Raw genomic sequence first — 20,087 nt, 5'->3', positions numbered from 1 at the left:
GGCTGCGTGAGTCGACTTACGCAGCTCTCAGAGGTGAACCGGCTGGCCAGCGCGGCGGGGCCATCTACGCCCGCGAGTCATGCACGTGGCGGACACCCTGGCCTAGATGCGAATCTCATGGGCCATCTGTGGGCCGGGAGGCCAGTAGAGAGGGGGAAGCGCCGTATCCTCGCAGGTCACAGCGCTATGAATGTGATCGAAGTGTCGGTCTTGAAAACCGTCGTGGCAGCGATGTCACCGTGGGTTCAAATCCCACACCCACCGCAGATGAACGGCCCCCGACCAGTACGTATGGTCGGGGGCCGTTCGCATGTCCGGGCGCCGGGAGGCCCGACGTCACCTCGGGGGTTCGCAGCGGGTTGTGGTGAGGCGGGCCGCGGAGGCGATGGTTGCGCGGGCCTCGTGTTCCGGGAGGCCGGTGCGGGCGGCGGCTTCGGTGAGGGCGTCCGCCAGGGTGTCGCCGAAGCCGTGTTCGTAGGCGCGGCAGGCGGCCCAGAAGAGCCGGGTGTTGCGCTGCCCCTCGTCCGCCGCGAGGACGAACCGGATCAGGCCCCGGCCCCGGTCGTCGGGGTGGCTGTGGTGGCGATGCGTGGGTGCCGGGGGCGTCAGCAGTCGGAGGAGGGCGCCGGGGCAGGGGGCCGGCGGGAGGCTGCCGGTGCCGGGGACGAGCCGGTAGGTGCCGCGGAGGGTGGACGAGCCGGGGCCGACCAGGTAGCCGCCCGTGCCACGGATGTCGATGCCGGGTGCGAGGCGGCCGGCGGAGTTCGGAACGGCCACTTCGGGCGGTCCGGACAGCCAGATGTGGCGGCCGCCGCTGGGGGTGCGCACCGTGACGGTCGGCGGGATGGTGAACAGGTGTTGCAGGGCAAGCTGTTGCAGGGCCGCCGCGGAGTCGTTCCGGCCGGTGGTGTCGATGTCGAGGTCGATGCCGATGAGGTGGTGCGGGGCCCGGCCGCAGGCGATGCCGTAGCCGGTGGCCCAGGGGGCGGCGGCGAAGAGGGCGCGTACGGCGGCGGGGTCGGTGGTGGCGTCATGGACGCCGTGTCCGGGCAGGCCGCAGGCGCCCCGGCAGCTGCGCGGCCGGTCGTCGCCGCGGTGCGGGGAGCGCAGGGCGGGGAGCTTGGTGGCGGACAACGGGATGACGGGGAGCCCGTGTTCGGCCGCGGACAGTGCGTGGGCCAGGGCCAGGGTGAACGTTCGCCGGTCGGTGATGGCCATGATTCTAGTTTCGTACTAACGTTCGAATAAAGGAAGAGGGGGAGAGGTCTGCGGGTGGGGTGCGGCGTGCTCTGGCGGAACGCTTCTTCTCTTGCGGGACAAGGGTTGTGGGTGTGTGCCCGGCTGATCTGGGAGTCTGTGATGTCTGGGGGTTTATCGGCTCTTCCTCACGCTTGCGAGGGAATCGAAAAGCATGGGTGGTTCGCCGGGGTGGCGGTGGGCAACCTTGATCTCGCGACGTCGTGACCAGCGCCCCGGGCGGTCGGCCAACTGACCCGGGATCAGCCTTACTTTCGGTTCCTGGAGGAATAGACATGGCAAGCATCCGTACCGCTCGTGCCCTCGCCGTTGTTGCCGCTCTGCCCCTCGCCGCCGCTCTCCTCGGCGGTGTGGCCCAGGCCGACAACGGTTCGTTCGCGAACGACGGATCGAACGCGGGTGTGGCCGCGATCAGCGGCAGTGGCGTCGGCGGGGACAACTTCGGCAATTCGTCCACCTCGCAGCAGCAGGCCATCGGGGACGGGGCGTCCAACCACAGCAACTCCGCCCAGGTGAACGGCTCCGCATTCACGGCCATCGACCAGTCCAGTCACAACCTCGCGGTGAACTTCACCAATCTCTGGTGATCCGGTGCCTGCCGCGGACCGGTCGGGGGGCCGGGCCGCGGTTGGGGGGACGACGGCCTGCGCGGTGTCACTTCGGTGGCGGTGCGCAGGCCGTTCGTCGTTCCCGGGGTGGAGGGAAAGGGGAGCGGCCGGTGAGCGTCTGCTGTCAGGTGCCTTGACAGGTGAACGGAATCTGACGGACAGTCAGAAACCCTGATCCGTCAGCCTTTCCCGGGAGGCAGCCGCCGTGCATCTGGCCCCTACGGAGCGCCAGCTACAGCTGCGCACCGAACTCCGCACGTACTTCCGCGATGTGATGCCGGAGTCCGGCCGCCGGACCGGTCCGGCGGCCGAGGACCCGGCTGAGCAGCGGCGACTGCTGCGTCGTATCGGCGCGGACGGGATGCTGGGACTCGGCTGGCCCGTCGAGTACGGCGGGCAGGGGCGTGGTGCGGACGAGCAGTTCGTGTTCTTCGACGAGGCCTACCGGGCGGGCGCCCCGGTCTCGATGGTCACCCTCAACACGGTGGGCCCCACCCTGATGAAGTACGGGACCGAGGCGCAGAAGGAGTACTTCCTGCCGCGGATCCTGGCCGGTGAGCTCGTCTTCGCCATCGGCTACAGCGAGCCGGAGGCCGGTACCGATCTGGCGGCGCTGCGGACCAGGGCCGTGCGGCAGGGCGACTCGTGGGTGATCGACGGGCAGAAGATCTTCACCAGCAACGCGCAGAACGCGGACTGGATCTGGCTCGCCTGCCGTACGGATCCGGACGCGCCCAAGCACCGGGGCATCTCGATCGTCCTGGTGCCGACGGACGCGCCCGGCTTCTCCTGGACGCCCATCGAGACCGTGGGCGGGCTGACCACGACCGCCACGTACTACGACGGCGTACAGGTGCCCGTCACCGGGCTGGTCGGTACGGAGAACGGCGGCTGGGGGCTGATCACCAACCAGCTGAACCATGAGCGGGTGGCCCTGGCCGCGATCGGGATGCAGGCCGAGGACTTCTACGACGCGGCGCTCACCTTCGCCCGTACGCCCGATCCGGTGACGGGGCGGCGCCCGGTTGACGAGCCGTGGATCCGGTCCAGGCTGGCCGAGGCGTATGCCCGGCTGGCGGCAACACGCCTGCTCAACTGGCGTTTGGTGGGGGATGTGGGGGCCGGTGCGCTGGCTCCCGGCGACGCGAGCGGCGTGAAGTTCGTGGGTACCGAGAGCGCCGTAGAGGTGTATCGGATGTGCCAGGAGATCACGGGCGATGCCGGAATGATCCGGGGCGGTTCGCCCGGCTCCTTCGGGGACGGGGAGCTGGAGCGGATGAACAGGGCGGCACAGATCAACACCTTCGGGGGCGGGGTGAGCGAGGTGCAGCGGGAGATCGTCGCGACGATGCGGCTCGGGATGAAGAGGGGGAAGCGGTGATGGCAGGGCAGGGCGTGCGGGACGAACTGTACGAGCGGCTCAGGGTGTACGAGGGGCGGGCGGCCGCCATCGCCGGCAGCGGCAAGGATCTGGTCAACGAGCCCATGATCAGGCACTGGTGCGAGGCCATGGGGGACACGAACCCGGCATACACCGGCCCCGGCGCCATTGCCCCTCCGGCCATGCTGCAGGCGTGGACGATGGGCGGGCTGTCGGGGCACACGGACCGGGGCCAGGCCCACGACGAGCTCTTCGGCCTGCTGGACGGGGCCGGGTACGTCTCGGTGGTCGCGACCGACTGCGAGCAGGAGTATCTGCGGCCGCTGCGGCCCGGTGACCGGATCACCTTCGACGCGGTGATCGAGGCGGTGTCGGAGCGGAAGACGACGAAGCTGGGGACGGGCTACTTCATCACCACGCGGATGGACGTCCGGGCCCAGGACGAGCCGGCGGGGACGCACCGCTTCCGGATTCTCAAGTACCGGCCGGCGGCGAGGGCGGCCTCGGGGGCAAAAGGCACGGGGGCAAAAGCCGCAGGGGCAAAGGGTACGCAGGCCCAGGGCAAGGGGGCTCTGGCCGAGGGCGTGGAGGGAAAGGGGACGCAGGGCGACCGGACGCAGGGCAACCGGACGCAGAGAAACGGGACGCAGGTCGACGGGACGCAGGTCGACGGGACGGAGCGGTCCGGGGAGCGGCGCGGTGGCAGGAGCCTGCGGCCCCGGCCGGTGATCAACCGGGACAACGCCGGATTCTGGAAGGGCGTCTCCGCACACCAGCTGCTGATCCAGCGCTGTGGGGCATGCGGCACCCTGCGCTTCCCCTGGCTGCCCGGCTGCAATGCCTGCGGGTCGTCCGAGTGGGAGGCGGTCGCGGCATCGGGCGAGGGCACCGTCTTCTCGTACGTCGTGATGCATCACCCGCCCTTCCCCGCGTTCAGCACGTCGGAGGAGGCCGGGCCGTACGCGGTGGCGCTGATAGAGCTCGCGGAGGGCGTCCGGATGGTCAGCAACGTGATCGGGGTGCCGTACGACAAGGTGCGGGTGGGAATGCCGGTGCGGCTGGAATTCCTGCGTACGGACCCCGAGCTGGAACTGCCGGTCTTCCGGGGGAGTGAGGGCTGACATGGATTTCACACCCACTGAGGAGCAGACCGCCGCGCAGGGGCTCGCCGCCCGGATCTTCGGGGATCTGTCGGTGCACGAGCGTCTGGTCGCGGCCGGCACCGGTACGGACGCCGAGCTCTGGAAGGAGCTCTGTGCGGCCGGACTGCCCGGAGCGGTCGAGGAGATCGGACTCCTCGGCCTGGTGCTCCTCCTGGAGGAACAGGGCCGGACGACCGCGCAGGTGCCCTTCGCGTCGAGCTGTGTGTACGGGCTGCTCGCCGTCGCCGGACACGGTACGGACGAACAGCGCCGGCGGCTGCTGCCGCAGCTGCGGGACGGTACGGCGGTGGCGGCGGGGGCCTTCCCGGCAGGCGGCGCCGTACAGGCCCGGCCGGAGGGGGGATTGAGCGGCGCGGTGCCGCTGGTGCCGTGGCTGAGGGAGGCGACCCATGTCCTCGTCGCGGCCGCGGACCGGTCGCTGTGGATCGTACGGACCGCGGACGCCGGGGTGCTGGCCGAGCCGGTGGAGACCACGGCCCCGTGGTCGGCGGGACGGCTCGTGCTCGACGGGGCATCCGGGGAACGGCTCGGTGGGACGCGGGCGTACGAGGAGATGCTCGCAACGGCCCGGACGGCGTTCGCGGGCCTGCAGGCGGGGGTGTGCGCGGGCGCGGTGGCGCGCGCTGTGGAACACGCGGGCACGCGTGAGCAGTTCGGGCGCCCGCTCTCGACCAATCAGGGAGTGCTGCTGCGAGCCGCCGACGCCCATATGGACACCGAGGCGATACGCGTCACCGCGTACGAGGCCGCATGGCTCCACGACCGGTCGCTGCCCTGCGCGGCGCAGGCGCTGACCGCCGCGTGGTGGGCGTCCGAGGCGGGGAAGCGGGTCGTGCACGCGGCGCAGCATCTGCACGGAGGTACGGGCGCCGACCTGGACCACCCCGTGCACCGGCACTTCCTCTGGGGGCGTCAGCTCGACGCGTATCTCGGCTGCGGCAGCGAAGTGCTCCAGGAACTCGGCGGACTGCTGGTGAAGGAGGGATCGCGGTGAAGGTCGGCGAAGAGCTGGCACCGCTGGAGATCGCGGTGACCCGCACCCTGATCGTGGCGGGCGCCGTCGCCTCCCGCGACTACCAGGACGTGCACCATGACGCGGAACTGGCCCGGGAGAAGGGCTCCCCGGACATCTTCATGAACATCCTGACGACCAACGGGCTGGTCGGGCGGTATGTCACCGACCACTTCGGGTCCTCGGCGGTGCTCAGAAGGGTCGCCATCAGGCTGGGCGTCCCGAACTATCCCGGCGACACGATGGTGTTGAGCGGCAAGGTGACCGCTCTCGGCGACGACGGGACGGCCGAGGTGTCGATCGTCGGGGTCAACGGGCTCGGCAGGCATGTCACCGGCACGGTGACCATCAGCGTTCCGGAGGGATCCGCATGAGCGTGCGCAGGGCCGATTCGCTCGGCGGACGGGCGGCCGTGGCCGGGATCGGGGCGACCGAGTTCTCCAAGGACTCGGGACGCAGCGAACTCAAGCTGGCCGTCGAGGCCGTGCAGGCGGCGCTCGACGACGCGGGGCTCAGCCCCGCCGATGTCGACGGACTCGTCACGTTCACGATGGACACCAGCCCCGAGATCACCGTCGCCCAGGCGGCGGGCATCGGCGAGCTGTCGTTCTTCTCCCGCATCCACTACGGCGGCGGGGCGGCCTGCGCGACCGTCCAGCAGGCGGCCCTCGCCGTTGCCTGTGGGGTGGCCGACGTGGTCGTCTGCTACCGCGCGTTCAACGAGAGGTCGGGGCGGCGCTTCGGCTCCGGGGTGCAGCAGCGGGAGCCCACCGCCGAGGGCGCGGCGCTCGGCTGGAACCTGCCCTTCGGGCTGCTCACCCCCGCCTCCTGGGTCGCCATGGCGGCCCAGCGGTATCTGCACACCTACGGGCTGACGCCGGAGGCCTTCGGCCACGTCGCGGTCACTGACCGGCGCCATGCCGCGCGCAACCCGGCGGCGTACTTCTACGAGAAGCCGATCACCCTCGCCGAGCATGCCGCGTCCCGCTGGATCGTCGAGCCGCTGCGACTGCTCGACTGCTGTCAGGAGACCGACGGCGGGCAGGCGATCGTCGTCACCAGCGCGGAACGGGCCAGGGACCTGCGGCAGCCGCCCGCGGTGATCGTCGCCGCCGCGCAGGGAGCCGGGCGGGCCCAGGAGCAGATGACCAGCTTCTACCGGGACGGGCTGACCGGCCTGCCGGAGATGGATGTCGTCGCCCGCCAGCTCTGGCGGAGCTCCGGCCTCTCCCCCGCCGATATCGACGTGGCGATCCTGTACGACCACTTCACCCCGTTCGTGCTGATGCAGCTGGAGGAGTTCGGCTTCTGCGGACCGGGTGAGGCCGCCGACTTCGTGGCGGCCGACGCGCTGCCCCTGAACACCCATGGCGGCCAGCTGGGAGAGGCGTACCTGCACGGGATGAACGGCATCGCGGAGGCGGTCCGGCAGATCCGGGGCACTTCGGTGAACCAGATACCGGGGGCGGCCCGGTCCCTGGTCACGGCCGGCACGGGGGTACCCACCTCGGGTCTGGTCCTGGGCCGGGAGGAGTGAGCGGGCGCAACCGGTCCGCGGTGCGCGGTCTCCGGGGCGACCCTGAGGCCTGCCGTACGGCCCTCCACCTAGAGGAGGTGGAAGGGGGACCGGACCTACACCCTGAGGCGGACCCGGTTTCGGGACCTGGGGGCGATCCCCGGGGCGGCGCCCGCTCCTAGCGTGGAAGCATGACCACGCCAGTCTGCACGGACACCTCCAGGGGAGCCGCTGCCAACGCGGGACGCACGCCGCACACCCCGCACGCGCCGCTCGCCGGGCACCCGCCGCACACATCGACGGCCCCGCGTGCACCGCATGCCTCGGTCGCTCCGTACGCGGTGCCGCGTACGTCGGCCGCCGCGCGCACGACGTACGGTGCACGCGCTCCGTACGTCCCGTACCCGTCGTTCACGTCGTTCGTGAAGGCCCGCGGGCCCGTGCTGCTGCGCGCGGCCCGCTCGCTGACCGCGAATCCCAGCGACGCCGAGGACCTGCTGCAGACCGCTCTCACCAAGACGTATGTGGCCTGGGAGCGCATCGAGGACCACCGGGCGCTCGACGGCTATGTCCGCCGGGCTCTGCTGAACACCCGGACCTCGCAGTGGCGCAAGCGCAAGGTCGACGAGTTCGCCTGCGACGAGGTGCCCGAGCAGGAGACGGTGCCGGGGCCCGACCCCGCCGAGCAGCAGTCGCTGCACGACGCCATGTGGCGGGCCGTGCTGAGACTCCCCGACCGTCAGCGGGCGATGGTCGTCCTGCGCTACTACGAGGACCTCAGCGAGGCGCAGACGGCCGAAGTGCTGGGAGTGTCCGTCGGCACGGTCAAGAGTGCCGTGTCCCGGGCGCTCGGCAAGCTGCGTCAGGACCCGGAGCTGGCACCGGTCAGATGAGGCGGCGACTCCGGCCGGGAAGCGAGGCGCCGGGCCCGCCGATGTCCCCGGACGGTCGTGTCCTCGGCGGTGTCCCGGACGGTCATGTTCTGGCGGTGTCCCCGGCCGTGGACCTGGCTGGCGAGGCCACGTCGGGCCTGGTCATGGACATGCCCGAGAGGGGTGCGGCCATTGCGCACGGATGGTGTGATTTTGCCGGACGGCACCGATTCGTACGCCCGGGACTAGTGACATACCGCTCGGTATGTGCGCAGAATCAGCGGAACCTTACTGCCGCGTAGCGCCCACCGGGAGGACGCCGTGCTCAGCACCATGCAGGACGTACCGCTGACCGTCACCCGCATCCTGAGCCATGGGATGACCATTCACGGGAAGTCGCAGGTCACGACCTGGACCGGAGAGCCCGAGCCGCAGCGGCGCAGTTTCGCCGAGATCGGCAGGCGGGCCACCCAGCTCGCCCACGCCCTGCGTGACGAACTCGGGATCGACGGGGACCAGCGCGTCGCGACGCTGATGTGGAACAACGCCGAGCACGTGGAGGCCTACCTCGCCATCCCGTCCATGGGCGCCGTGCTCCACACCCTCAACCTCCGGCTCCCCGCCGAACAGCTGGTCTGGATCGTCAAGCACGCCGACGACAAGGTCCTCATCGTCAACGGCTCCGTGCTGCCCCTCCTCGCGCCGCTGCTCCCCCAGCTGACGTCGCTGGAACACGTGGTCGTCGCGGGCGCCGGTGACCGTTCCGTCCTCGACGGCGCCGTGCCCCGGGTGCACGACTACGAGGAGCTGATCGCCGGCCGGGCCACCAGCTATGACTGGCCCGAGCTGGACGAACGCCAGGCCGCCGCCATGTGCTACACCTCCGGCACCACCGGGGACCCCAAGGGCGTCGTCTACTCCCACCGTTCGATCTACCTGCACTCCATGCAGGTCAACATGTCCGAGTCGATGGGCCTGACCGACAAGGACACCACCCTGGTGGTCGTCCCCCAGTTCCATGTCAACGCCTGGGGTCTGCCGCACGCGACGTTCATGGCCGGTGTCAACATGCTGATGCCGGACCGCTTCCTGCAGCCCGCCCCGCTGGCCGACATGATCGAGCGGGAGAGGCCGACCCACGCCGCCGCCGTTCCCACCATCTGGCAGGGCCTGCTGGCCGAGGTCATCGCCAATCCGCGCGACCTCACCTCCATGGCGCGCGTCACCATCGGCGGCGCCGCCTGCCCGCCCTCCCTCATGGAGGCGTACGACAAGCTCGGTGTCCGCCTCTGTCACGCCTGGGGCATGACGGAGACCTCGCCGCTCGGCACCATGGCCAACCCGCCCGCCGGACTGACCGAGGAGCAGGCGTGGCCCTACCGCATCACCCAGGGCCGCTTCCCCGCCGGTGTCGAGGCACGGCTGGTCGGACCCGGCGGCGAACACCTGCCGTGGGACGGCGAGTCGGCCGGTGAGTTGGAGGTGCGCGGCTCCTGGATCGCCGGTGCGTACTACGGCGGTGCGGACGGCGAGGTGCTGCGGCCCGAGGACAAGTTCAGCGAGGACGGCTGGCTGAAGACCGGTGACGTCGGGGTGATCAGCGACGACGGCTTCCTCACGCTCACCGACCGCGCCAAGGACGTCATCAAGTCCGGCGGCGAGTGGATCTCGAGTGTCGAGCTCGAAAACGTACTGATGGGGCACCCGGATGTGGCCGAGGCGGCGGTCGTGGCCGTCCCGGACGACAGGTGGGGCGAGCGTCCGCTGGCGACCGTGGTCCTCAAGGAGGGCGCGAGCGCCGACTACCAGGCGCTGAGGGCTTTTCTCGCGGAGCAGGGCATTGCCAAGTGGCAGCTGCCTGAGCGCTGGTCGGTCATCGTGTCCGTACCGAAGACCAGCGTCGGCAAGTTCGACAAGAAGGTGATCCGCAAGCAGTACGCGGAGGGCGAGCTGGACATCACCCAGCTCTGAGCCGGGTACCGGCGGCCGACGGCGAGTACAGGACGAGGGCGGTACGGGAGAGATCCCGTACCGCCCTCGTCCTGTACGGTCCGGTCAGTTCGTGCCGATCTTCGCGAGCAGGTCGACGATGCGTGCCTGCACCTCGTCGCTCGTCGAACGCTCCGCGAGGAAGAGCACGGTCTCGCCCGAACTCAGCTTCGGCAGGTCCGACTGGCTCATGTCGGCCGAGGTGTAGACGACCAGCGGGGTGCGGTTCAGCTGGCCGTTGGCGCGCAGCCAGTCGACGATCCCGGCCCGGCGGCGGCGTACCTGCATCAGGTCCATCACCACCAGGTTCGGCCGCATCCGGGTCGCCAGCGAGACCGCCTCGCTGTCGGTCGCGGCGCACGCGACCTGCATACCGCGGCGCTCCAGCGTCTGCGTCAGCGCGTGCGCGATGTCCTCGTGCTCCTCGATCAGGAGGACCCGGGGCGGGTGCTGTTCACTGTCGCGCGGGGCGAGTGCCTTCAGGAGTACGGCCGGGTCGGCGCCGTATGCCGCCTCCCGCGAGGCCTGCCCCAGACCGGCCGTCACCAGTACGGGTACCTCGGCCGCCACCGCCGCCTGGCGCAGCGACTGAAGTGCCTTGCGGGTGATGGGACCGGTCAGCGGGTCCACGAAGAGCGCGGCGGGGAACGCCGCGATCTGCGCGTCGACCTCCTCGCGCGAGTGCACGATCACCGGCCGGTAGCCGCGGTCGCTCAACGCCTGCTGGGTGGAGACATCGGGCGCCGGCCAGACGAGCAGCCGGCGCGGGTTGTCCAGCGGCTCCGGGGGCAGTTCGTCGTCCGCGGGCTGCGGGGAGGGGCGGTTGGCGACCTCGACCGCGCCACCGGGGCCGTCCAGCGGCTCCGGTCCCTCGGCGGCCCCCTCGTCGGGTGCCCCAATGGCGTACGCGCGTCCTTCGGCCGCCGGAGCGGGCAGCAGCGGCCCGGAGCCCGAGCCCTGCACCGTGCCGCTTGTGCCGCCGGGGCCGGGGCCGCCGGCACCGGGCTGCGGGTTCGCCGGCTGCGGTGCCGCGGCAGCGGGCGCCGGAAGGGCGGCCTGGTCGGCCGGGTCGCTCTCGGGTGGTGCGGCGAGCTTGCGGCGCCGGCCGGCGCCGCCGAGTGTCTGGTTCTGCTGGTGCGTGATGTGCTGGGCGAACGGCACGCCCTGCCCGAGCGTCCGCACGCTGAACGCGCGCCCGTGCGTCGAGTCCGAGGACTCACCGGGCATGGGCGCCTCGGCGGGCAGCGGCTGCCTCCGTGCGTCCGGTCCGGGCACGAGGGTCCGCGGACGGGACTCGTCGGATCCGGTGGGACCGTCGGGGTCTGCGGGGCCGCGGGCGTTGCCGGCCGGGGTCGTGCCGGTGGTGTGCGTGGTGCGGCCCGCCCCGGGCCACTCCGAGTCGCCGTCGGGCTGCTCCCCGGGAGCCCCGGCCGCCGCAGCCGGACCCTGGATCCGGCCCTGGCCCGGTACGCCGTCCTGCTCCCAGCCGCCGTCCTGCTCCCAGCCATTGTCCTGTTCCCAGCCACCGTCCTGCGCTGCGGCCGGTGCCGGCTGCGTGGACGGGGCAGCGGGTGCGGACGGGGCGCCATGCTCGGGCAGAGCGGAGGGAGCCGTCTCGGGCAGCCCCGATGCCCCGGGCGGCTGCTGCGGCGGGGCCGCCTGCGCGTCCGCGTGCCGGGCCCGGCGTCGTCCGGTCGGCAGCGGGTGTGCCTGTGCCGGGGTGTGGTCGAGGTCCGGCGGACCGGACACCGCGTCGTGACGCCCCGGCAGCGAGGCGTCGGCCTCGGCGACGGGCGGCATCTGGTCGGCGGCGTTCGGCGGCAGCCGGTCGGCGGCGGCGGGCGGCAGGGCGAAGGGGACCCGAGGGCCCGTCGGTTCGGCCTGGGCGGCCCGGTCCTGTGCGACGGAGAGCGCGCGCCGGGCCCGTCGCCCGGTCGGCTGCTGCCGCGCGGGTACGGGCGCGGATTCCGGAGCGGGCGCGGCCGGACGGGCCTCCTGAGCCGACGCCAGCGGCCGGGCGACCCCGTCGAGATCGGAGAAGGCCGCAGGGCCCTGGGACTCCACGGCGTTCACCGACGGCATGGCGGCAGGAAGGGCCAGCCGGCTCTCCCCACCCTGGCGCGCCCGGTGTCCAGCGGCCGGTACCGGCGTCGGCGCCTCGGCCGGAACGCCCTGAGGCGGCACGGTCTGCCCGCGCTGCGGACGGCCCCCGGCCCCCTGAGCGCCCTCGGCCGCCGTCACCACGGACCCCTCGGACGGGGCAGCGGCAGCGGGCAGCGCCAGGGCCTGCCCCGGTCCCTGCTGTCCGTCGGCGACCTGGGCGCCGGTCTCCGCCGGGCTGGGCCGGCCGCGCCTGCGCCCGGAACCCCCGCGCTGCCCGGCCGGAATCTGTTCGTGCGGGTTCGGCCCGTCGTGCTCGACGGCAGCCGCGGACGCGGACGGGCCCACGGACTCGTCCGCGGTTCCGGCCGCAGGCCTGCGCCGGGCCCGCCGCCGCCCGGTCGGTTCGCCGGCCCCGGTGTCCCCGGCCGCCGCCCCGGGCTCGCCCGCGCCCTCGGAACCGCCCACCGGGCTCTCCAGGAAGGCATCCGTGGAGGCCCTGCGCCCCCGGCGCCGCCCCCCGCCGCCCTCATGACCACCCGCGGCCCCTGGAGCCACCTCAATCGCCTGAGAAACCTGAGGAACCTGAGGTGCCTGAGAAACCTGAGGTGCCTGAGAAACCTGAGGATCCTGAGGGACTTCCAGAGCCATCGGAGCCCCGGGAGCCATCGGCCCCTCCGGAGCCATGGGGGCCTCCGCAGCCCCGGGAGCCGTCGGAGTCCCCGGAACCTCCATACCTCCCGGGCTCCCCGGAACCTCCATACCTCCCGGGCTCCCCGGAACCTCCATACCTCCCGGGCTCCCCGGAACCTCCGGGGCCATCGGAGGCACCGCTGTCCCCGAGCCCGCGCCCAGCGGTACTTCGAGCACGTACGCGCTGCCGCTCATGCCCGGCATCTCGTGTGTCTGGAGCACGCCGCCGTGCGCCCGCACGATCCCGCGCACGATCGGCTCGTGCACCGGGTCTCCCCCGGCGAACGGTCCGCGCACCTCGATCCGTACGACCTCACCGCGCTGTGCGGCGGCGACGACGACCGTCGAGTCGACGTAGCCACCGCCCGGCACCAGCCGTGCCTTGCCGGTCGAGTCGACCCCGGCGACGTCCGCGACGAGGTGCGCGAGCGCGGTCACCAGCCGCCCCGCGTCGACCTCGGCCTCGATCGGCGGCGCGTGCACCGCGAACTGGGCGCGGCCGGGGCCGATCAGCTCGACCGCGGCGTCGATACCGGCCGTCACCACGCCGTCGAGCAGCACGTTCGTCTTGACGAGCGCTTCGGAGCCGCCGTCCAGGCGCTGGTAGCTCAGCACGTTGTCGACGAGCGTCGTCATCCGTGCGTAGCCCGCGGCCAGGTGATGCAGGATCTGGTTGGCCTCGGGCCACAGCTGGCCCGCGGGGTCGGCGGCGAGCGTGGACAGCTCGCCGCGCAGCTCCTCCAGCGGTCCGCGCAGCGACTCGCCGAGCACGGCGGTCAGCTGGGTGTGACGGGCGGACAGGTCCGCCAGCTGCCCGGCCTGTTCCTCCATCCGGTCGGCCTGCTCCTCCAGCGCGGAGGCGTACCGCTCGGCCCGGTCGGCCAGTTCCGCGGCGTGCAGCTCCGTCAGCCGGGTGATCTCGGCGGTGTGATTCGCGGTCAGTTCGGTGACTGCGCCGGTGTGGTTCGCGGTCAGTTCGGTGATCTCGGCCGAGTGCTGCTCGCCGAGTTCCTCGTACGGCCTGCGGTCGGTGAACGTCATCACCGCGCCGACCAGCTGGTCGCCGTCCCGCACGGGTGCCGTGGTCAGGTCGACCGGCACCTGCGCGCCGCTCTTGGACCACAGGACCTGCCCGCGCACCCGGTGCTTGCGCCCCGACTTGAGGGTGTCGGCCAGCGGCGATTCCTCGTACGGGAACGGCTCGCCCTCGGCCCGCGAGTGCAGGATCAGCGGATGCAGCTCCTGGCCGCCCAGGTCGGTGGCGCGGAAGCCGAGGATCTGCGCGGCGGCGGGGTTGACCAGGACGACCCGGCCGTCCGTGTCCGTGCCGACGACACCCTCGGAGGCGGCCCGCAGGATCATCTCGGTCTGGCGCTGCGAGCGGGCCAGCTCGGCCTCGGTGTCGACGGTGCCCGACAGGTCGCGCACGACGAGCATCAGCAGCTCGTCACCCGTATAAGTGCCGCTGTAACTCACCTGGACGTCGTTGTACGCGGCCTGCCCGTCCTCCAGGCTGGCGCTCGTCACCTCGACGGGGTACTCGTTGCCGTCGGTCCGCCGCGCGGTCATCCGCGTGGGCTTGGTACGGCCCCGCTCGTCCGCAGCCTCCGGCCTCCGCATCGACCCCGGGATCAGCTTGGAGTCGAACTCCGGAAGCAGATCGAGCAGTCCGCGTCCGACGAGCGCGGTGCCCGGCGTCTCGAACATTTCGAGGGCGATGGTGTTGGCGTTGACGACCGTACCGTTGCAGTTGACGAGCAGAAGCCCGTCCGGAAGGGCGTCGAGTATGGCTGCGAGGCGAGCAGCGCCTCGGGATGGCCTGCTGCTCACGACGACGCTTCCTCCCTGATTACTGCACCTTGCCGACAGCGGCCCCATCTTGCCCCTCGGGCCTCAGGCTGTCACTGGAGGAGTCTAAAGGCAGGGGAGGGGCAAGGGGCGGCGGATGAGGGGGAGCTCTCACCAAGGTTCTGTGCATACGGTGTACGGCTCTGGCCCATTACGCGCCCCGTGCGCCCTCCCGCGCCCTGCGCAGCCGCTGCTCAGCGGACGTTCGGGAGCACCGGGCGCAGGCTGTTCCAGCGCCCGATCTCGCACCCGTTGGTCCGGTCGAACGCGGCATCGATGCTTCGCCCCCGCCAGCTACCGGTGACCCGGGCGGTGGCCGGCCCGCCGTACTGCTGCGTGCACATCGCGTCCGGGGAAACCGGGGCGAACGGGTCCGCGCTCTCGCCCGGCAGCTGCGCCAGCCGGTCGCAGGCCTGCCGCGCCGCGGGGTGGCTGCCGCCCGCCGGATCGCACTCCAGCTCGTAGCTGCCGTCCGCCGCCGGGTCCCCCGATCCCGAGACGACCACGGTCAGATGCGTCCGGCCGTCGTCGCCCTGGAGGAGGGGCAGCGGCAGCAACGGCCGCGGCAGCGGACCGGCCGAAGCCGTCGCGGCGGGGGCGGCGGCGGACAGTGCGGCAAGGGACACGACAGCGGTGAGGGCGAGGCGACGCAGCATGCGGGCTCCTGTGCTCGTGCACGTCGGCGGCAGTGGCCGGCGACGGAGGGGAACGGCGGGGGCGGCGCCCCCGCATGACTAACGCTTCGCACGCCACGGCGTTGCGCAACGCAGACGCTTTGCCCTAGCGGCCGGCTGCCTAGTAACGTAGGCGGCGATTGGTGACGCAGTGCTCAGCTGTGTCATCATCTGCACGCACCACCCGCGCTTGCGCGGGGTGTGCTGGAGGCGTCGCCTAGTCCGGTCTATGGCGCCGCACTGCTAATGCGGTTTGGGTTTTAAAGCCCATCGAGGGTTCAAATCCCTCCGCCTCCGCTTGATCACCGAAGCCCCGTGCCACTGGCCGGGGCTTCGGTCGTTCGTGCGTCGGGGTGGGGCTGGGCGGGGCTGGAACAGGGTCGGGACTGGGCCGATCGGGGGGTGTCTCGAACCGGTGATCTCGCAGCTCAGCAGTAGTGCGGCTAATGGATTTCGCGTCACGGCGCAGGTCATGTAATGTTGTTCTCGCAACGCCGACGGGGCAGAAAAAAGCCCGGAACGCACAAGCACTCGTAGCTTAACGGATAGAGCATCTGACTACGGATCAGAAGGTTGCAGGTTCGAATCCTGCCGAGTGCACAGCAGGCGAGAGGCCCCCAGGAGAAATCCTGGGGGCCTCTCGCGTTGCCCGTGCGGCAGCGAAGTACAGCAACCGTGCCCATCGCTGTCAGCCGGTACCGCCCATGGCGCCGGACAGCCTGCCGATCGCATCGCGTACTTCTTCCTCGCTCGCTTCGGCGTAGACCTCCCTCGTCATGGCGATCTGTGAGTGCCGAACGATGCGCTGCGCGATCTTCGGATGCACTTTGAGCGCGACCAGCAGCGAACTGCATGTGTGCCGGGTGTTCCGCAGCGGGATGACCCGCAGGCCGGCTCGGAGCGCGAACATTTGGGTGAGGCCCAGGGCCGTATGCCGTGCCCTAAACGCGATGGGCGGGAGCCGGGCGGGACCGTGGTGGGAGGCAGTACGCCGCGTGCACGGTGATCGTGCCGCCCGCCCCTGACGCGCCGTGGATCATTACGCGTTCCTCGTCTCCAGCGGCGATTGGCCGGCCGCAGCGGTCGCACGTCATCGCTGTGCCTCCCAGCACGACCGGCAGCTGCGCGGGAACCAGCGGACCACCGATCCGTGCGCCTTGGTCAGTCGCGGGCCGAGGTCGCGGACCGCCCCGGTGTGCAGGGCCGTACCGCAGAAGACGCAGTGCACGCCCCGTTGCTGCTGGGAGGACAGCGCCACGACCGGAGGCAGCGTGACGAGCCGCCTGTCGGGTGGGGGTACCGGGGTGGAAGGATGGCGCATGGTCGGTCTCCTGGTGATCTCAGGTTCTGACTGGCCCCGGCCGAGCGGAGGTGCGAACTCCGGGCCGGGGCCGTTCTGTTGCTACGGGACCGTTGGTCGGCCTCGCGAGAACGAAGTTAAACCCCGGGGTTGATTGCGTCAAGCCCGGGGTTTACAGTCGTGCTGGCCGCGCCGCAGGAGGGAGCGCGGGGATGGTGAATGACCCTGAGCAGATCCAGGAGGTGAAACGCCTGGTGGAAGCCATCGCGGCATTCAGGGACATCGAGGACGACGAGGCTTGCGCCTTGGCCGTGTCGCGGGCGTTGGAGGAGTGGCCCAGCTACCAGACGAAGCTTCGGCAACTTCGGCAGCAGCGTGTCAACGCCCTGAAGGAACAAGGCAGGACATGGAAGGACATCGGGCAGCTCCTGGGAGGCATTTCTGCGGCCCGTGCCCAGCAGATCGGCAAGGGTCAGAGCGGAGCGCAACGGCGTCGGGCCGACCGGGAAGCACAAGGGCCTGCCGCTGGATGAGAACGGCCGAGCGGTGTAGAGACCGCCCGGCCGTAGTGACCAGCGGGTGATCAGCCCGCCGATCCGAAATCCACCCTGAAGAGAAGGATTCGCGTTCGATCGTAGGGCCGGTACCGGCGTGGTGACCACTCCCATGCCCTGAGCCGTCGTCCGGAACGGCTCCGCCCCCCCTTTGAATTCAGCGGCCCCACCGGCCGCTCCTCACCCCACGGACTGTGATGCGCCATCCCACCGGCGCGGCTTCGTGCTGCGCTTCTCCGTCATGCCCGGATCCGGCATGGACCCCCGTGCCTCGCCTCCTTCAGGAGCTCGATGCGACGGCTTCCCGGAGCGCCCGGCCGCGTGCGTGGCTGCGGGCGGTGATGTGGCTCGTCGAGGCGGGTCTGCACCGCCGGGCAGGGGCGACGACGCTGGTCGTCGCGCGGGATCTGGCCGGGCGGATGGACTACCGGCTCGGGTTCGTCCTGTACGACCTGGAGGGTACGGCTGCCCGGTGCGGGGTGTCGGTGGCGACGGTGAAGCGGCACGTCCGGGTGTTACGGGAGTTGGGTGCGCTGGTGTGGCGGCGGCACGGGACGAAGCGGAACCTGCGTCTGCCCGGCCGCCGGTACGCGGGCACGGCGACGGTCTACGCGGCGACGATCCCGGCCGTGTACGACGCGGCGATGGGCCACCGTCTGGAGGGCGCCGGCTACGGGGCGCGGGTGTGCGGGGTGACGGACGCGGGCCGGGACCGTGCGGTCGAGGCCGGGCGGGCGAGAACCGGGGCTCTGGACAACCCGTCTGTGGGAAAACGCAGTTCAGGCGGGCGTGCGCCCCATTCTTCCGGGCCCCACCACGACGTACGCAGAGCTGATGTGAGTGGGAAGTTGAACTACACCTCGCGCAGGCGCGCGACATCCGGCCGTCCGGCGCGGCGGTCCCCGCTTCAGGTGGCCCGGGACATCGCCACCGCCCGGCAGGTGCGGCCGCTCGTAGGATGGACCCAGCACGAGGGGCTGCGCCGTCTCGCGTACGCGCTGCGCCCGCTCATCGACCGGGGCCTCGACGCGCGCGACATCGCGGCCGAGCTCTGCGGCCTGGCTGCCGGATGGCGGCCGGTCCGCCCGGCGGCCTGGATCACCGCCGCTCTGGCGCGGGAAGGGGAGCCCGTGGGGCATGGGCGTACGGACCCGCCCGAGGCGTTCCGCCGCTCCGTGACCGATGCGCGGGAGGCGGGGGCCGTGGTGGGTGCCGACGGCCCGTCGTACGGCATCGAAGGGCTGACCCGTGGGGAGGTCGTCCAGTTACGGTCGGCTGCCGCGACGGACCCGGGTCTGGTGCTTGCCGCCCTGGAGAACCTTGGGGAGCGTGACACCCGTCGGCTGTACACGAACCGGCTCGTGGATGACGTGCTGTTGTACGAGTTCACCGGGGTGCGCCGTAGGCGTACCGGCGCTCGGCACGACTCTGCCCTCAGGTGATCGGTGTGGGCGGCGAGAGGATCCGTACAACACGACGACAGAGGCGAGGAAGAGCCCGTGAAGAGACAGACCCCGCGCAGCGCTACGGCCTTGTACGCGATAGCGGCGACCTGCGCCGCCATAGGCGCTCTCCTGTGGTTGCGAAGCCGGACCAGCACGGGGCTCACGCTCTCCGGTGTTTACCTGCACGGATCCTCCATGGACGCCGACAGCTACAGCTCGTCGGCCTGGCGGGTGTGGTCACCGGTAGTGCCCGAAGAACGTCTTGGCCTGTATCTCCTCGCGGCAGCGCTGGTACTGGCTCTGGCGGGGCGCCTGGTCGCCGTTTGGCGCGAATGAACCGCGTCGGAGCGACGCTCCCTGCGACAGCGTGTGCGCGGGGAGCGTGCGCCCGTCAGGCCTCGGCGTTGGCGACCGCGGCCTCGTGGGGCTGCTGCTCGGGCCGGGCGACCGGCCGGCGCCTGGCCGGGAGGCCGAGGGTCGGGTGGGCGACGCCCCAGGCGGCGCCCTTGCAGACCAGTTCCTTGTAGACGGCGGCGAGCCGCCCGGTCAGGGCCGCGCTGACGGCGCGGTCGTCCGCGGTGACGTACTGGATGAGGCCTTCCCTGCGGCCCAGCGAGATGCACTGGTTGAAGTAGCGGAGCGGGGTGTCCGGGAGCTTGCCGCCGGTCAGGCGTGCCGCGATGGTGTCGGCGGCCTGCCATGCGGCGGGGGTGCCCGAGGCGCACGACATCCGCAGGGGCTTGTCGCCGGGGCCCATCGCCATGGCCGCGTCGCCGACCGCGTACACGTCCGGGTGCGAGACCGAACGCATGGTCCCGTCGACGACGATCTGGCCCGTGCCGGTGACCTCCAGGGCGGTGGCCCTCGCGATCGGGTGGACCGCGAAGCCGGTGGTCCACACGGTGACCGCGGCCGGGATGGACGTGCCGTCGGAGGCGGCCACGCGGTCGGCGTCGACGCCGGTGACGGCGGTGTCTTCGTGCACGGTGATGCCGAGCCGGTCGCAGACCTTCCGCAGATGCAGGCGGCCCTTGGGTGAGAGCCAGTCGCCGAGCCCGCCTCGGGCGGCGAGGGCGACGTCGAGGTCCGGGCGGGCCTCGGCGATCTCGGTCGCGGCCTCCAGGCCGGTGAGGCCGCCGCCGACGACGACCACGGGCTGTCCGGCGTCCAGGCCGGCCAGGCGCTCGCGCAGCCGGAGTGCTCCGGGGCGGCCGGCGATCTCGTGGGCGTGCTCGGCGGTGCCGGGGACGCCCTGGGTGTTCCAGCTGCTGCCGAGCGCGTACACGAGGCTGTCGTAGGCCAGCTCCTGCTCCTCGGCGCTGTTCGCGTCCCTGACGGCGACCGTCTTGCGGCCGACGTCGATGCCGGTGACCTCCGCGAGCTTCAGCTCGACCCCGGTCCCCGCGAACATCTCGCTGAAGGGCCGGGGCCTGAGGTCCTGGCCGACCGCCAGCTGGTGCATCCGGACCCGCTCGACGAAGTCGGGCTCGGCGTTGACGAGGGTGATGGTGACGTCTTCGCGGCGCAGGCGCTTGGCGAGGCGCCCGGCGGCGGTGGCTCCGGTGTATCCGGCTCCGAGAACGATGATTCGGTGCTGCATTTCCCTGCTCCTGTCTCGCGCGGGTTCGCCCCTTGAACCGGGCAGCCCGCCGTTTCCTGACAGGAGCAGGGTGTG

At 71.7% G+C, this 20,087-nt stretch carries 16 protein-coding genes, 2 tRNA genes and 1 pseudogene; 13 read left to right on the top strand and 6 right to left on the bottom strand.

The features are described from left to right. Positions 1–336: 336 nt before the first annotated feature. Complete coding sequence (locus tag OG322_RS17665) at positions 337–1,218, bottom strand: bifunctional DNA primase/polymerase (RefSeq protein WP_123460514.1); 882 nt, start codon at positions 1,216–1,218, stop codon at positions 337–339. 314 nt (positions 1,219–1,532) lie between these two features. Here OG322_RS17665 and OG322_RS17660 point away from each other — a divergent pair, with 314 nt between their 5' ends. The 8 genes from OG322_RS17660 (at position 1,533) to OG322_RS17625 (ending at position 9,780) form a co-directional block, all read left to right on the top strand. Then, a complete protein-coding gene (locus OG322_RS17660) occupies positions 1,533–1,844 on the top strand; it encodes a hypothetical protein (RefSeq protein WP_123460515.1) in 312 nt (103 codons plus the stop codon). A 226-nt stretch (positions 1,845–2,070) separates the two neighbouring features. Beyond that, on the top strand, positions 2,071–3,246 hold the full coding sequence (locus OG322_RS17655; protein ID WP_123460516.1) for an acyl-CoA dehydrogenase family protein: 1,176 nt from the start codon (positions 2,071–2,073) through the stop codon (positions 3,244–3,246). Further along, positions 3,246–4,367 (top strand): bifunctional MaoC family dehydratase N-terminal/OB-fold nucleic acid binding domain-containing protein, encoded by a 1,122-nt coding sequence (locus OG322_RS17650; RefSeq protein WP_329306648.1) that lies wholly within the window; start codon positions 3,246–3,248, stop codon positions 4,365–4,367. The genes OG322_RS17655 and OG322_RS17650 overlap by 1 nt, the downstream gene beginning before the upstream one ends. Before the next feature lies 1 nt (position 4,368). After that, positions 4,369–5,403: an acyl-CoA dehydrogenase family protein gene (locus tag OG322_RS17645; RefSeq protein WP_123460518.1), complete on the top strand. Its 1,035-nt coding sequence runs from the start codon at positions 4,369–4,371 to the stop codon at positions 5,401–5,403. Continuing rightward, positions 5,400–5,795 carry a MaoC family dehydratase gene (locus tag OG322_RS17640; protein WP_123460519.1) on the top strand — a complete coding sequence of 132 codons (396 nt, stop codon included), beginning with the start codon at positions 5,400–5,402 and terminating at the stop codon, positions 5,793–5,795. Before OG322_RS17645 ends, OG322_RS17640 begins: the two co-directional genes overlap by 4 nt. Further along, the gene (locus tag OG322_RS17635; protein WP_123460520.1) at positions 5,792–6,958 is read left to right on the top strand and encodes a lipid-transfer protein; all 1,167 of its coding nucleotides are present in this window, start codon (positions 5,792–5,794) and stop codon (positions 6,956–6,958) included. The genes OG322_RS17640 and OG322_RS17635 overlap by 4 nt, the downstream gene beginning before the upstream one ends. A 170-nt stretch (positions 6,959–7,128) precedes the next feature. Beyond that, positions 7,129–7,830, top strand: a complete 702-nt coding sequence (locus OG322_RS17630; protein ID WP_241200075.1) for a SigE family RNA polymerase sigma factor — start codon at positions 7,129–7,131, stop codon at positions 7,828–7,830. A 300-nt stretch (positions 7,831–8,130) separates the two neighbouring features. After that, on the top strand, positions 8,131–9,780 hold the full coding sequence (locus OG322_RS17625) for a long-chain fatty acid--CoA ligase (RefSeq protein WP_123460521.1): 1,650 nt from the start codon (positions 8,131–8,133) through the stop codon (positions 9,778–9,780). An 84-nt stretch (positions 9,781–9,864) separates the two neighbouring features. Here OG322_RS17625 and OG322_RS17620 read toward each other — a convergent pair whose 3' ends face one another. Next, entirely contained in the window at positions 9,865–14,421 is a 4,557-nt protein-coding gene (locus OG322_RS17620; protein WP_329306647.1) for a PAS domain-containing protein, read from the bottom strand. Between the two features lie 212 nt (positions 14,422–14,633). Then, positions 14,634–15,095: an SSI family serine proteinase inhibitor gene (locus tag OG322_RS17615; RefSeq protein WP_123460523.1), complete on the bottom strand. Its 462-nt coding sequence runs from the start codon at positions 15,093–15,095 to the stop codon at positions 14,634–14,636. Positions 15,096–15,319: 224 nt separating this feature from the next. Between OG322_RS17615 and OG322_RS17610 the strand changes: the two genes are divergently transcribed. After that, positions 15,320–15,410 (top strand) — tRNA-Ser (locus OG322_RS17610). A gap of 230 nt (positions 15,411–15,640) precedes the next feature. Beyond that, positions 15,641–15,713: transfer RNA gene (locus OG322_RS17605), tRNA-Arg, on the top strand. A gap of 88 nt (positions 15,714–15,801) precedes the next feature. Here OG322_RS17605 and OG322_RS17600 read toward each other — a convergent pair. Together OG322_RS17600 and OG322_RS17595 are read right to left on the bottom strand one after the other, a co-directional pair. Continuing rightward, positions 15,802–16,032: pseudogene (locus OG322_RS17600) on the bottom strand (site-specific integrase); the annotation flags it as partial. Between the two features lie 171 nt (positions 16,033–16,203). Then, positions 16,204–16,434 (bottom strand): hypothetical protein, encoded by a 231-nt coding sequence (locus OG322_RS17595; protein ID WP_123460524.1) that lies wholly within the window; start codon positions 16,432–16,434, stop codon positions 16,204–16,206. Between the two features lie 191 nt (positions 16,435–16,625). Between OG322_RS17595 and OG322_RS17590 the strand changes: the two genes are divergently transcribed. The 3 genes from OG322_RS17590 to OG322_RS17580 all read left to right on the top strand — a co-directional run bounded on the left by OG322_RS17590 (position 16,626) and on the right by OG322_RS17580 (position 18,748). Continuing rightward, complete coding sequence (locus OG322_RS17590) at positions 16,626–16,946, top strand: hypothetical protein (RefSeq protein ID WP_124284553.1); 321 nt, start codon at positions 16,626–16,628, stop codon at positions 16,944–16,946. A 287-nt stretch (positions 16,947–17,233) separates the two neighbouring features. Further along, complete coding sequence (locus OG322_RS17585) at positions 17,234–18,409, top strand: cell wall protein (protein ID WP_124284554.1); 1,176 nt, start codon at positions 17,234–17,236, stop codon at positions 18,407–18,409. A gap of 198 nt (positions 18,410–18,607) precedes the next feature. Beyond that, positions 18,608–18,748: a hypothetical protein gene (locus tag OG322_RS17580; RefSeq protein WP_241200076.1), complete on the top strand. Its 141-nt coding sequence runs from the start codon at positions 18,608–18,610 to the stop codon at positions 18,746–18,748. Positions 18,749–18,803: 55 nt separating this feature from the next. Here the strand turns inward: OG322_RS17580 and OG322_RS17575 are convergent, their stop codons facing one another. Then, positions 18,804–20,012, bottom strand: coding sequence for an NAD(P)/FAD-dependent oxidoreductase (locus OG322_RS17575; RefSeq protein WP_124284556.1), 1,209 nt, complete (start codon positions 20,010–20,012; stop codon positions 18,804–18,806). Positions 20,013–20,087 lie beyond the last annotated feature (75 nt).

This window comes from Streptomyces sp. NBC_01260, from assembly GCF_036226405.1.
In the GTDB taxonomy this organism is placed as follows: Bacteria; Actinomycetota; Actinomycetes; order Streptomycetales; family Streptomycetaceae; genus Streptomyces; species Streptomyces laculatispora.
This window is presented reverse-complemented; position numbering and strand designations above follow the sequence as displayed.